Source organism: Lentzea sp. JNUCC 0626 (assembly GCF_043632865.1).
In the GTDB taxonomy this organism is placed as follows: Bacteria; Actinomycetota; Actinomycetes; order Mycobacteriales; family Pseudonocardiaceae; genus Lentzea.
The window spans coordinates 437901-449698 of record NZ_CP171635.1; the positions used below are offsets into that span (position 1 = coordinate 437901).

At 68.6% G+C, this 11798-nt stretch carries 14 protein-coding genes; 5 read left to right on the forward strand and 9 right to left on the reverse strand.

Annotated elements, in window-relative coordinates:
• Positions 1-27: 27 nt before the first annotated feature.
• The 8 genes from JNUCC0626_RS02110 to JNUCC0626_RS02145 form a co-directional block, all read right to left on the reverse strand.
• The gene (locus JNUCC0626_RS02110; RefSeq protein WP_394617917.1) at positions 28-585 is read right to left on the reverse strand and encodes a LysM peptidoglycan-binding domain-containing protein; all 558 of its coding nucleotides are present in this window, start codon (positions 583-585) and stop codon (positions 28-30) included.
• Between the two features lie 166 nt (positions 586-751).
• Positions 752-1738: a C40 family peptidase gene (locus JNUCC0626_RS02115; protein WP_394617918.1), complete on the reverse strand. Its 987-nt coding sequence runs from the start codon at positions 1736-1738 to the stop codon at positions 752-754.
• Positions 1739-1959: 221 nt separating this feature from the next.
• Entirely contained in the window at positions 1960-2928 is a 969-nt protein-coding gene (locus tag JNUCC0626_RS02120) for a C40 family peptidase (RefSeq protein ID WP_394617919.1), read from the reverse strand.
• 63 nt (positions 2929-2991) lie between these two features.
• Positions 2992-3144: a hypothetical protein gene (locus JNUCC0626_RS02125; protein WP_394617920.1), complete on the reverse strand. Its 153-nt coding sequence runs from the start codon at positions 3142-3144 to the stop codon at positions 2992-2994.
• Between the two features lie 51 nt (positions 3145-3195).
• Positions 3196-3513, reverse strand: coding sequence for a hypothetical protein (locus JNUCC0626_RS02130; RefSeq protein WP_394617921.1), 318 nt, complete (start codon positions 3511-3513; stop codon positions 3196-3198).
• Between the two features lie 28 nt (positions 3514-3541).
• Positions 3542-4726 (reverse strand): MFS transporter, encoded by a 1185-nt coding sequence (locus JNUCC0626_RS02135; RefSeq protein WP_394617922.1) that lies wholly within the window; start codon positions 4724-4726, stop codon positions 3542-3544.
• Entirely contained in the window at positions 4723-5766 is a 1044-nt protein-coding gene (locus JNUCC0626_RS02140; RefSeq protein ID WP_394617923.1) for a PLP-dependent cysteine synthase family protein, read from the reverse strand. The genes JNUCC0626_RS02135 and JNUCC0626_RS02140 overlap by 4 nt, the downstream gene beginning before the upstream one ends.
• Before the next feature lie 55 nt (positions 5767-5821).
• A complete protein-coding gene (locus JNUCC0626_RS02145) occupies positions 5822-6163 on the reverse strand; it encodes a hypothetical protein (protein ID WP_394617924.1) in 342 nt (113 codons plus the stop codon).
• Positions 6164-6243: 80 nt separating this feature from the next.
• Between JNUCC0626_RS02145 and JNUCC0626_RS02150 the strand changes: the two genes are divergently transcribed.
• Genes JNUCC0626_RS02150 through JNUCC0626_RS02170 form a run of 5 tightly spaced genes read left to right on the forward strand, consistent with a single transcriptional unit; the run spans position 6244 to position 10791 of the window.
• Positions 6244-7236 carry an ABC transporter substrate-binding protein gene (locus tag JNUCC0626_RS02150; protein WP_394617925.1) on the forward strand — a complete coding sequence of 331 codons (993 nt, stop codon included), beginning with the start codon at positions 6244-6246 and terminating at the stop codon, positions 7234-7236.
• A gap of 4 nt (positions 7237-7240) precedes the next feature.
• Positions 7241-8440 (forward strand): MFS transporter, encoded by a 1200-nt coding sequence (locus JNUCC0626_RS02155; RefSeq protein WP_394617926.1) that lies wholly within the window; start codon positions 7241-7243, stop codon positions 8438-8440.
• Between the two features lie 12 nt (positions 8441-8452).
• The gene (locus tag JNUCC0626_RS02160) at positions 8453-9457 is read left to right on the forward strand and encodes a hypothetical protein (protein WP_394617927.1); all 1005 of its coding nucleotides are present in this window, start codon (positions 8453-8455) and stop codon (positions 9455-9457) included.
• An 18-nt stretch (positions 9458-9475) separates the two neighbouring features.
• Positions 9476-10393 carry a prolyl aminopeptidase gene (gene pip, locus JNUCC0626_RS02165; protein WP_394617928.1) on the forward strand — a complete coding sequence of 306 codons (918 nt, stop codon included), beginning with the start codon at positions 9476-9478 and terminating at the stop codon, positions 10391-10393.
• On the forward strand, positions 10390-10791 hold the full coding sequence (locus tag JNUCC0626_RS02170) for a DUF1992 domain-containing protein (protein WP_394617929.1): 402 nt from the start codon (positions 10390-10392) through the stop codon (positions 10789-10791). The genes pip and JNUCC0626_RS02170 overlap by 4 nt, the downstream gene beginning before the upstream one ends.
• A 223-nt stretch (positions 10792-11014) precedes the next feature.
• Here JNUCC0626_RS02170 and JNUCC0626_RS02175 read toward each other — a convergent pair whose 3' ends face one another.
• A complete protein-coding gene (locus tag JNUCC0626_RS02175; RefSeq protein ID WP_394617930.1) occupies positions 11015-11530 on the reverse strand; it encodes a lytic polysaccharide monooxygenase auxiliary activity family 9 protein in 516 nt (171 codons plus the stop codon).
• Positions 11531-11798 lie beyond the last annotated feature (268 nt).

Consider the following 11798-nt stretch of genomic DNA (forward strand, 5'->3'; position numbering starts at 1 on the left):
CCCGGCCCGTGTCGTGTGAAAGCGCGATCAGGGGATGGTCAGCACCTGGCCGGGCTGGATGAGGTCGGGGTTCGCGATGCCGTTGGCGTTCGCGATCTCCATGTAGCGGTTGCCGTCGCCGTAGAAGCGCTCGGCGATCGCCCACAGCGAGTCGCCGCCCTGGACCTCGTAGGTCTGCACGGCGGGGGCGGCCGGAGCGGCCGGGGCCTCTTCGACGACAGGGGCCGGGGCTTCCGGGGTGGCCTGCGGCGAGTCGGTGTTGGTGTTGGTGGCCCACTTCGCGTTGCCGTCGCCGCCGACGACGACCAGGTTGCGGTCGTTCTGCAGGACGAGGTGCGAGCCCGAGTTGCCCTGGGTGCCGGTGGACCAGACGGCGTCGTTGCTGTCGGTGTAGAGGACGAAGTTGCCGTCGTCCTGGAACGACGCGCGCACGGCGCCCTTGCCGTCGGTGCCGCTCGCCCACACCGTGCCGGTGTTCTCCGAGAGCACCAGGTTCCCGTCCGACTGCAGGGTCAGCTGGTAGCCGTTGGCACTGGTCAGCTGCTGGCCGCGGGTGAGTTCCTGACCGGCTTGCAAGGTGTCCACAAAAAGCTCCACTTCGGACGACGAGGACCGCCCGAACCGGCGGCGCCCGAAGCGGAACCTAGTCAAGGCCCGGCCACTGCGCGCGTCCACAACGGAACGTGCACCCGAGCGAGTGAAAAGCAGAACGCCCCCTGCCCGAAGGCAAGGGGCGTCCGGAAGAGAACGATCAGCCCTCGATGCGGCGGATGACCGAGATCGGGCCGATCGAGTCGATGTCGGCGATCTTCACCGGCACGCCCTCGGTGGACGCGTGCACGGCGCGGATGCCGTCGATCGCCAGCGCCACGTGGGACTGGCTGCTGTAGTAGACCAGGATGTCGCCGGCCCTGACGTCGCTGCGCGGCACCGAACGTCCGGCGGCCGCCTGCGCGTAGCTGGTGCGGCCGATGGACACACCCGCCGAGCGGTACGCGGCCTGGATCAGCGACGAGCAGTCCCACGAGTTCGGACCGTTCGAGCCGTAGACGTACGGCTTGCCGCGCTGCGCGAGCGCGAACGACACGGCCGCACCGGCGGTACCCGCGGGCACCGAGATGTTCGACATGTCGCCGGCGGCCGCGAGCTGGTTGCGGGTGGCCGCGCTGAAACCGTCGTAGACCTTCTTGGCGTCGGCGAGCTGCTTGTCGAGCTCCGCCTTCTTCTGGTCCATCTCGGCGACGATCTTCTTCGACGCCTCGGTGGCCTCGTTCGCGGTCTTCGTCGCCGCGTCGGCGGCGTTGACGGCGTCGGTGAGCTTGCCCAGCGCCTCCGCGTTGTCGGCCGCGAGGATGTTGATGGCCGACATGCGGTTGAGGAAGTCCTGCTGCGAGTCGCTCACCAGCAGCGCGGAGATCTGGCTGAAGTTCGCGCCGGAGTTGGTGGCCTCGGTGAGGAGGTCGACCTGTCCGCGCAGCGACTCCTCCGCCTGCTGCGCGGTGGCCAGGTCACCCTTGGCCTTGTCCAGTTCGCCCTGCTTGGCCTTCAGGTCGTCCTGGGCCTTGAGGTGGTCCTGGTTGAGCTTGGACGCCTGCTCCTGCAGCTCGTTGTACTTCTTGAGCGCGTCCGCGGCGTTGGGCTGAGCGGTGGCCGGCGCCGTCGGGAGTGCTGCCGCGACGACTGCTGCCGTCGCTACAAGAGCTCCACGCACGATGCGGCGTGAGGGTTGCGACACCACGTCGCGGGTCCTCCTTTTTCCTGGCGGCCGCCCCGCGAGAACTACTCCGCGTAAGGCGACAACCTTGGCGTGTGCCCCGAGTGGGTTAACTGCTGGGCCGAAGGTCTCGGACAGGTTACGGAATGACCTTGCCTTCGTCCAGCACCGGGGGCCGGCACCTTGCAGGCCCGCACGCTCTCACAGTCGTCTACGTCGCTTTATCGCGGGGTAGGAGAGAAGCGTCACCCAACTACCCGTCGAATCACCGAAATGGGTCCGATGGAGTCAATGTTCGCAACCTTCACCGGCACGCCCTCGGTCGACGCGTGCACCGCGCGAGTGCCGTCCACGACCATCGCGACGTGCGACTGACCTGAGTAGTAGATGACGAGGTCGCCCGGCGCCACCTCGCCGCGACCGACGGAACGGCCGACCTTCGCCTGGTCGTAGGTGACGCGGGGGATTGACACTCCCGCCGAGGCGTAGGCCTTCTGCATGAGCGACGAGCAGTCCCACTGATCCGGACCGTTCGCGCCGAACACGTAAGGCTCGCCCTGCTGCGCCAGCGCGAAGTTCAACGCCGCCCCCGCCGCGCCGGCCGGAGCGTTCACCGTGACCTTCGGGCCGGTGGCCTTCAGCGTCTGCTGCTGCGGCGCGCTCAACGACTGGTACTTCGCACGGGCGGTCGACACCTGCGCGTCCATCGCTGTCTTGCGGGTCGCCACGTCCGCGGCGAACTTCTCGGCGGCACCGGCGGCGGTCGTCGCGTCCGTGCGCGCCTTCTGGGCCGTGGTCAGCGCCGCGTCGAGGCGTGCGACGGCCTCGTTCTGGTCGGACGCGATGATGTTCATCGCCTGCATCCGCTCCAGGAAGTCCTGCTGGGACGTCGACGTGAGCAGCGCGGAGATGTTGTTGAACCGGGCGCCCTCGAACGACGCCTCGGTCAGCACGTCGACCTGGCCGCGGAACTGCTCGGAGTCCGCGAGCGCCTTCTTCTCGGCCTCGGTCGCGGCGCCCACGATCGCGTTCGCCTGTTGCAGGTCGCCCTGCGCCTTCAGGTGGTCCTGGCTGAGCTTCTCCGCCTCGCGGGTGAGGTCGTTGTAGACCTTCAGCGCGTCTTCGACGGGTTGCGCGTGAGCCGAGGGCATCGACACCACCGTCGCGGCGATCACGGCGGCCAGGGCGGTGGTCCTTGCAGCACGGCCGGGCACGCGGCCTCCTCAAAAGTCGGAATCGGCTTCTGAGGAGGCGTACGGCCTAACGAGTGACGGGGTTCAGTCGAACTCGACGAGCGGTCCGTCCACGACGACCAGAGGGGCGTCGACCTCGACGTCCACGAGTTCGTCGGCGAGCACGGGCGACGCGGTCATCAGCGCGACCCCCGCCGTGGCGGCCAGGACAGTTGCGATGCGTGAAGAAAGAGACACGCAGAGCAACCTAACCCACTCAAACAGCGCAAAACGGGCGAACTCACCCGATCAGGCGGCGCGATGTGCCTCGATCGAGGCACGGCACGCGGCGATCAGCCGGGCCGTGGCCGCGCTGCCCCCGCACCCACAACGGGGACAGCGCATCGCGACGTCACCCGCGAGTTCGTCGACCACGACGCCCAGCGGTGAGTCGCAGCCACGGCACCAGCGGTGCCGGGTGACCGGGTTGATGTGCACGGGCGACGACACGCACTGGTGGATCCACCTCCCGTGCACGTGGCAGGTGAGCCGGTCGTCGGGCGCCAGGACGCCGTCGTCCTCCGCGTGGTCCTCCTCGACCAGTGTGGCGATGAGCGTGGCGATCATGGCGACCCTCCGATCCGGAACCTGCCTTCTACCCGGACGTCGAAGGGGAGAGCTCCGAATCGACACGTGCCGCCAAGATTTTCAACGCCCACGCGCACCCGAGCCCCACGGCGACAAGGACGAGCCACGGCACCCATGGCACACCAGCGCGCCGAGCGGCGTCGAACCCGATCCCGGTCAACAGGTTGCCGAGCAGGATTCCGACGCCCACGACGGTGTTGTAGAGCCCGTAGTGCGTCGCCACGAGCCGATCACCGGACAGCGACACGATCTTGTCCATCTCGAACGGGAACACCACCATCGTGCCCAGCGCGAGCAGGGCCGCGCACAGCACCAGCCCCGCCCACCCGAACCCGGCGGGCAGGAAGGCCAGTCCCAGCACCGCCATTCCGGCCACCAATGCCCGATCTGGCCCGAGTCGTGCCCGCGCCCACGCCGTCACCCGCAGCTGACCGGCGACCGCCAGCACGCCCGACACCGCGAACAGCACGGCCGTGAGCACCGCCGACCCCGAGGCCAGCGGCAACGCCAGATACACCTGGAACGACAGCACGTACGACCCGGTCATCGCGAGCGCGAACAGCACGAACTGCCTGTTGGAGAACACGTTCCGCCAGTCCGCGAGCACCGAGTCCCCGGACGGCGACCCCGCGCGGGCGGGCAGCGACCGCCACTGCAACACCGTCAGCACCAGGAACACCAGCGCCGCCACCAGGCACGTCAACCGGAAGTCCACAGTGGTCAGCGCGAGCCCGATCAACGGCCCCACCAGGATGCCGGTCTGGTAGAAGACGTTGAACAACGCGAACGCCTCCACCCGCCGCGGCCCGGCGTCGGCCGCGACGTACGCGCGCACGGCCGGGTTGAACAACGCCCCGGCGAACCCGGTCGCCGCCGACGCGATCACCAGCGCCGGCACGCCGTCCACGAACCCGAGCAACGCGAACCCGCCGGTGCGCAACGCGCAGCCCGCCACGATCAAGGGCTTGTACCCCAGGCGATCGGCCAGCGTCCCGCCGATCAGGAACATGCCCTGCTGCGCGAAGTTCCGCACGCCCAGGACGAGTCCGACGGCCCACCCGGCGAGCGCCAAAGTCACGGACAGGTGCGTGGCGAGGTACGGCATCAGCATGTAGAAGCCCACGTTGATGCTGAACTGGTTGAGCAGCAACAACTGCACGCTGCGGTCGAACGAGCGGAACTTCGCGATCACGCCGTCACCGCCACCGGGTCCACAATGGAGGCACAGCGCGTCCACGACAGCACTTCACGCTCACCCGGCGCCTCGATCACCAGCGGATCGGCGGCCGGAACCACGTCCAGCAGCCCCTGAGCGGCGCAGTACTCGTCGTTGAACACCGTGTCGAAGTAGCGCTGCGGCCCGTCCGGGAACACCGCGGCGATCCGGGTCCCGGGAGGCGAGGTGCGCGCCACCCAGGACGCCACCAGCGCTACTGCCCCGACGCTCCAGCCGCCGCTCGCGTAGTGCCGCGCGGCGAGTGTCCGGCACGCCCACACGGCCTCGCCGGGGTTCACCCAGTGCACCTCGGCGAACGCCGGGTAGTCGACGTTGCGCGGGAAGATGCTCGACCCGAGTCCGCGCATCAGCCGGGTCCGCGCGGGCTGGCCGAAGATCGTCGACCCGATCGTGTCGACGCCGACCAGCCGCAACGCCGGGAAGTGCTGCCGCAGCACCGACGACACGCCCGCGCTGTGCCCGCCGGTGCCGACCGCGCAGACCAGCACGTCGACGTGCCCGAGCTGCTCGGCCAGTTCGTGGGCCAGCGGCGCGTAGCCCGCCACGTTGTCGGGGTTGTTGTACTGGTCGGGGCAGTAGGCGCCGGGAATCTCGGACAGCAACGCCGCGACGCGTTGGCGACGGGCCTCCTGCCAGCCTCCGGTCGGATGTGGACGGTCGACCATCTCGACGGTCGCGCCGTACGCCTGCAGCATCCGCTGGATGATCGGCTCCAGGCCGGGATCGGTGACCAGCGTGACCGGCAGGCCGTGCACGATGCCGGCGAGCGCGAGGCCGAGCCCGAGCGTGCCGCTGGTCGACTCGACGATGTGACCGCCGGGAGCGAGATCACCGCGGTCCAGCGCGCACCTGATCATGTGCAGGGCGGCGCGGTCCTTCATCCCGCCGCCGGGGTTGGCGCTCTCGAGCTTCGCGAAGAAGCCGGTGGACGACGTGCGCGACAGCTCGTCGATCCAGAGCACGGGCGTGCTTCGGTCCAGCACGGGGACAGACATGGGGAATCCCTCGGAAAGGTGTGGGAAAAGCGGGTGTCGGGGGCTGGGGCCCGACCTATGTCCGAGAGATGCCGAGATCGAGCAGCAACGAGCGTCCCGAGTTGCCGTGGTCCGCCGAAGGGACGCCCGAGCGCGTTCTCGTGACGGTGCGGACGGCGGGTTCGGCGTCCGGAGCAGTGAACGGCAGCGCGCTGACCTGCACGGCTGCCTGTGCGGGCGCGCTGGGGGACGCGTGGTGGGTGTCGCCGTGATGGCACAGCTCACCGGAGATGCCGGGCACGAACGCGCCGTGGTGCGCGGGTTCCGGCGGGCACGCCGGGTGCAGCGCGAACACGGCGATCAACAGGAGCACGGCGACCACGAATCGGCCACGCCCTGTCGTCGATCGGTTCCGCACGGTCACCAATCTACCGCAATGTCCGATCGCGCAGATTCGCCTGTTAACTTAGGCAAGCCTAAACTCAGGAGGTGGACAGATTGCGCAGGACAGTCGCCGCGGTTCTGCTGCTCGGCCTAGTGGCCGGGTGCGGTGGAAACGCTCCCACGGAGCAAGCGGGTGGCCAGTGGTCGTTCAAGGACGACCGCGGCAAGGAGGTCACGGCGGAGAAGCGCCCGGAGCGCGTCGTCGCGCAGGTGTCCGCCGCGGGTGCGCTCAAGGACTACGGCATCAACGTCGTGGGCACCTTCGGCCCCCTCAAGCGCGCGGACGGCTCGACCGACCCGGAGGCCGGCAGCATCGACCCGAGCCAGGTCACCGACGTGACCGGCCCGGGCTACGGTGAGATCGACTTCGAGAAGTTCGCCGCGCTGAACGCCGACCTGGTCGTCGCCGGCTACTACCCCGAGGTCTCCGGGCTCTGGCACCTCACGGCCGAGTTCGAGGAGAAGGTCACCAAGGTCGCCCCGACCGTCGGCATCGGCCAGTCGAAGATCCAGCTGCCGGACGGGATCAAGCGCTTCAAGGACCTCGCGAAGTCGCTCGGCGCGGACGTCGACTCGGCGAAGGTGAAAGCCGACGAGGAGGCGTTCACCAAGGCCGCCGACCGGTTGAAGGCCATCGGCAAGAAGATGACGGACGCGAAGCAGAAGATCCAGGTCATCGGTGCGGACCCGAAGCTCTTCTACGTCGCCGTGCCCGCCCGCAACCCCGACCTCGACTGGTACGTCAAGGAACTGGGCCTGCCGCTGCTCACGCCGGACAAGCCCGACACCGAGGGTGGCGGCTACTTCCAGTCGCTGTCGTGGGAGAACTCCGGCACGTACAAGGAGCACGTGATCATGTGGGACACCCGCCAGCACGTGCTGACTCCGGAGCAGATGAAGGAAGGCCACCCGGTCTTCCAGGGCCTGCCCGCCGTGCAGGCCGGCCGGTTCGTCGAGTGGAACGCGGTCGCGCCGCTGAGCTACTCCTCCTACGCGGGGATCATGAACAAATTGGCTGACCAGCTGGACCAGGTGTTGGCAAAGTAGCCATGTGCTGACGCTTTTGAAGGAAAACGGCCCGTTGCGCGTGCTCAGCACCGCACGGGTCGTTTCCGTTGTGGGGGACGCGCTCAGCCTGGTCACGCTGATGCTGCACGTGCAGTCCGTGCTGGGGAAGGCCATCGCGGTGGCCGCGCTGCTGCTCGTGGGGGACTTCGCGCCGGCGTTGCTCAGCCCGTTGACCGGGGTGATCAGCGACAGGTTCGACCGGCGCACGGTCATGATCGTGTGCGAGGTCGCGCAGGCCGTGCTGCTGGCGGTCATCGCGTTCACGTTGCCGCCGTTGCCGGTCCTGCTGGTGCTCGTCGGGGTGCGGGCGGTGATCGGACAGGTCTTCATCCCCGCGTCGCGCGCGGCCGTGCCGAGTCTGGTGGCGGAGAAGGACCTCGCGCAGGCGAACACCGCGCTGGGCCTCGGATCCAACAGCGCGGACGTGATCGGGCCGTTCCTCGCGGCGCTCTTGTTGCCGTTGCTCGGCGTTCGCGGTGTGTTGTTGGTGGACGCGGCTTCGTTCGGCTTGTCCGCGTTGTTGTTGCTGCGCCTGCCGAAACTCGTGGTGGCGGCGGAGCCGGGGGAGACGGTGTTCTCCGACGCGAAGGCCGGGCTGAGCGAGATCTGGCGCAACCGGGCGTTGCGGATCGTCTACGTCGGGTTCTGCGGTGTGGTCGCGTGCACGGCGATCGACGACGTCGCGGTGTTGCAGCTGACGATGGGCGTGTTCGGCTCGTCGGAGAGCGTGGCCGGGGTGGTGCTCGGCGCGGTCGGCATCGGTCTGCTGCTCGGGTACGCCTTGCTGGCGCGCGGTTCGGCGCGGCTCAGCATGGTCGTGCTGCTGGTGGTCGGGTTCGTGATCAGCAGTGCCGGCAACCTGTTCACCGGGCTGGCGTGGGGAGTCGCGGCGGCGTTCGCGCTGCAGGCCGTGCGGGGACTGGGGATCGCGGCGATGGACGTCGCGCACAGCACGTTGATCCAACGCCTCGTGCCCGCTGATCGAACAGGCAGGGTGTTCGGCAACTTCTACGGCGGAATCGGGGTGGCTGCGGCAGTTTCGTACGTCGCCGGAGGTCTGCTGATCGACGTGCTGGGGCCGCAGCTACTGCTGGTGTGCGCGGGTGGTGCCGGGGTTTTGGTGGCGTTGTGGGTTGTTGCCGCTTCGCGCGCGAGAGGTGTTGAGTGGGAACCAGCCTCTTGAGGGGAGAAGGCGATGTGGGGGAAACGCATTGCTGTTCTTGCTGTTTCGTTGCTGTTGACCGGATTGACCGCTTCGGTGGCGTCCGCCGGCACCGGTGTCGTGCCCGCGTCGACGTCGTGGACGTCTGCTGACCGAGGTTTCGTGTTGGGCCTCGACACCTTGTGCCAGACCGCGAACTGCCCGCAGCTCGTGCGCACGTTCGACGGCGGTACGACGTGGACGCGGGTGAAGACGCCGCCGTTGTCCGTGCCGGAGACGGACCGGCTGCGCGTGCTCTTCGCGAACGACGCCGCCGGGATGGTGACCGACGGCGAGCAGCTGTTCGTCACCTCGAACGGTGGCACTCGCTGGGAGGCGTCCGGGCTGAAGGGAACCGTGGGGGCGCTGGGGTTCGACAGCTCCGGGTTCCTCGCGGTGATCTACGACGGCACGGCGTCGCGGCTGTTCCAGCGGCCGCTGTGGTTCGGGACGTGGCAACCGGTGCCGGGCGTCGAGATCCCCGGCCAGGCACGTGGAGAGATCGCCGACGGTCAGGTCTCGCTGGCGCGGTTCGGCGAGGAGAACCGGTACTGGGTCAGGTCCGGGGCCGGGTGGTCCGAGGAACCGGCGCCGTGCGACCAGTTCGCGGCCACCCGGCTTGGCACGGTCGATGCTGCCCGTTATGCGTTGTGCAGCTTCGATCCCGGGTTCGGGAACATGTCCAAGGAGGTGCGCCGGTCCGACGGCGGGCCGTTCAAGACCGTCAGCGCGCCGCCGCGTGAGGGCATCACGACGGGATTCGCAGTGTCGTCGGAGGCGGCGCTCGTCGCTGCGACGGGACGTGACTGGTCGTTCGTGCACCACGGCCTGGGCGAGAAGTGGGACACGCCGTTCGTGCTGGGCGGGTCGCCGTTCGAGGATCTGGCGTTCTCGGACGTACGCCACGCGACGCTCGTGCGCGGCGGGCCCGGCCAGGAGTTCGCCGAGGTCTACCGATCGGACGACGCCGGGCTGACGTGGAGGATCTTGTCGGTGTAGCTCGGTACGCTCGATCTCATGGAGCCCTACGACCACGGCCTGCTCGACGTCGGCGACGGCAACCACGTCTACTGGGAGACCGTCGGCAACCCCGGCGGCAAGCCGGCCCTGTTCCTGCACGGCGGCCCCGGCTCGCCGTCGAAGGGCGCCCGGAAGTCGCTGGATCCCGAGAAGTACCGCATCGTGATCTTCCACCAGCGCGGCTGCGGGCAGAGCACCCCGCACGCGAGCGATCCGGCCGTGGCGATGGGTGTCAACACGACCGACCACCTGATCGCGGACGTGGAACGGCTCCGTGAGCACCTCGGCATCGAGAAGTGGTTGCTGTACGGCGGTTCCTGGGGCTCGACGCTGGCCGTCGCCTACGCGCAACGGCACCCCGAGCGCGTCTCGGAGCTGATCCTGATCGCGCTGACGCTGTCGTCGCCGCGTGAGATCGACTGGCTGTACAAGGGCGTGTCGCGGTTCTTCCCGGAGGCCTGGGCGCGGTTCAGCGCGCACGTCGAAGACGCTCCGGACGTGGTGCGGGCGTACGCGGACCTGATGGAGAACCCCGATCGCGCGGTGCGGGAAGCCGCCGCGGCCGAGTGGTGCCGCTGGGAGGACACGGTGCTGTCGCTGGAGAACTTCGGCCAGCCCGACGTGTTCTCCGGCCGCCCGTCCGACGACGTGATCGCGCTGGTCCGGATCATCGCGCACTACTACGCGAACGCCGGTTTCGTCGACGATCTGCTGGGTGGTGCGGCCAAGCTCGCGGGCATCCCGGCCGCGATCATCCACGGCAGGCGCGACATGAGCTGCCCGGCCGACACGGCGTACGCGTTGGCTCAGGCGTGGCCGGACGCCGAGTTGACCCTGGTGGACGACAGCGGCCACAAGGGCAGCCCCGCGTTCCGCGAGGCGATCGACAGCGCAGTCAGGAGGTTCTCCCCATGACCCAGCGGAAACCGCCCGGAATGGACTTCGAGTCGTGGATCGACAGGCAGATCCGCGAGGCGCAGGAGCGGGGCGAGTTCGACGGCCTGCCGAGCGCCGGCAAGCCGCTGCCGGGCGCGGGCGCGCCGCTCGAAGAAGACTGGTGGATCAAGAAGAAGGTGCGCGAGGAAGAGGGCGCCTCGGGCCTGCCTCCTTCTTTGGTGCTGCGCAAGGAAGCGGAGACGGCCAAGGCTCGTGCGCTGGCGGCCGCGACCGAGGCCGAGGCGCGCGCGATCATCGGGGAGATGAACGCCCGGATCCTCGACGCGCTGCGGAAACCGATGTCCGGCCCGCCGTTGACGCTGATGCCGTTCGACGTCGACGAGATCGTGCGGGAGAGGGCGTCGGGCGGGCGGTGAGCCGGCCCTCGTGGACGTCGGTGGCCACAAGGGCGGCCCGCGGTCACCGAGTAGATCGGTGGCGCAAGTCGAGCGGAACGGCCGACCGCGGAAGAGGACGAGACAGGGGTGCCCTCTTCCACGGTGTCGAGCGCGCGGACCAAGGCCGCCGGAGTGCGTTCACCCCAGCGGCCGAGGTCGTGCGAGAGTCGCGTGAGAGGAAGGGGTCCTCACGCGGGAAGGATCAGCTCGCGTTGATGTCGATGCAGGAGTAGAAGGCCATCGCGGTGTCGCCGATGTTCCACACGGCCAGGATCTTGTGGCGGCCGGGCGAGCCGACGTTGACGGTGTGCTGCACGGTGGCCGGCGGCTGCTGGTTGTTGCCGCTGAACGTCGCGACCTTGCGGCCGTCGACGAAGTAGTCGTAGTCACGCGTGCGGTGGCGAGCGGTGAACGTCCAGTTGAACGTCACCGAACGGCCGGTGTTCGTGACCCGCCAGCCCTTGTTGTCGTTGCTCAGCTCGGAGAACTGCGACAGGTTGGCGTGGCAGCTCTGCAGGCCCTTCGGGCCCTCGACCGACTGCGGTTCGTACTGGATGTTGCCGCACGCGATGGTGCGCGCGGCGCACTGGGCCTGACGGCTCGGCGGGGAGTTGATGTACCCGTGGGCGAGTGCCGTGCCGCTGGGGAGTGCCACGACGATCAACGGTGCAGCGAGAACGCCGGCCATGGCGGCCGTCACCTTGCGTCCAATCTTCATGTGTCTTCCTTTGCCTTGATGTGTGCGTACTCCCGTTACATCGCGGCGGCGATTGAAGGTCTAGACCATACCGCGCGTAATCACGGCACCACAAGGTGTGTCTGATGGATCAGTCAGGTGAGCGAATACCGCTCAGGTTTGTACAAGCACGAAATTTCGGTCATGTGTGCGCGATGTCGTTCGATGCTGTGGGAGCTTGCGTGGATTCGCGGTGCTTCCCGCGTGGACTCGTCGGCTTCTGCGGGTTCCCGGTCCGCCTGGCGCAGAC

Bases quoted from the DNA above. Each gene is read 5' to 3' on its own strand.
- JNUCC0626_RS02130 (WP_394617921.1), bottom strand. From the start codon at position 3,513: ATGATCGCCACGCTCATCGCCACACTGGTCGAGGAGGACCACGCGGAG.
- JNUCC0626_RS02140 (WP_394617923.1), bottom strand. From the start codon at position 5,766: ATGTCTGTCCCCGTGCTGGACCGAAGCACGCCCGTGCTCTGGATCGAC.
- JNUCC0626_RS02160 (WP_394617927.1), top strand. From the start codon at position 8,453: ATGTGGGGGAAACGCATTGCTGTTCTTGCTGTTTCGTTGCTGTTGACC.
- pip (WP_394617928.1), top strand. From the start codon at position 9,476: ATGGAGCCCTACGACCACGGCCTGCTCGACGTCGGCGACGGCAACCAC.
- JNUCC0626_RS02170 (WP_394617929.1), top strand. From the start codon at position 10,390: ATGACCCAGCGGAAACCGCCCGGAATGGACTTCGAGTCGTGGATCGAC.
- JNUCC0626_RS02175 (WP_394617930.1), bottom strand. From the start codon at position 11,530: ATGAAGATTGGACGCAAGGTGACGGCCGCCATGGCCGGCGTTCTCGCT.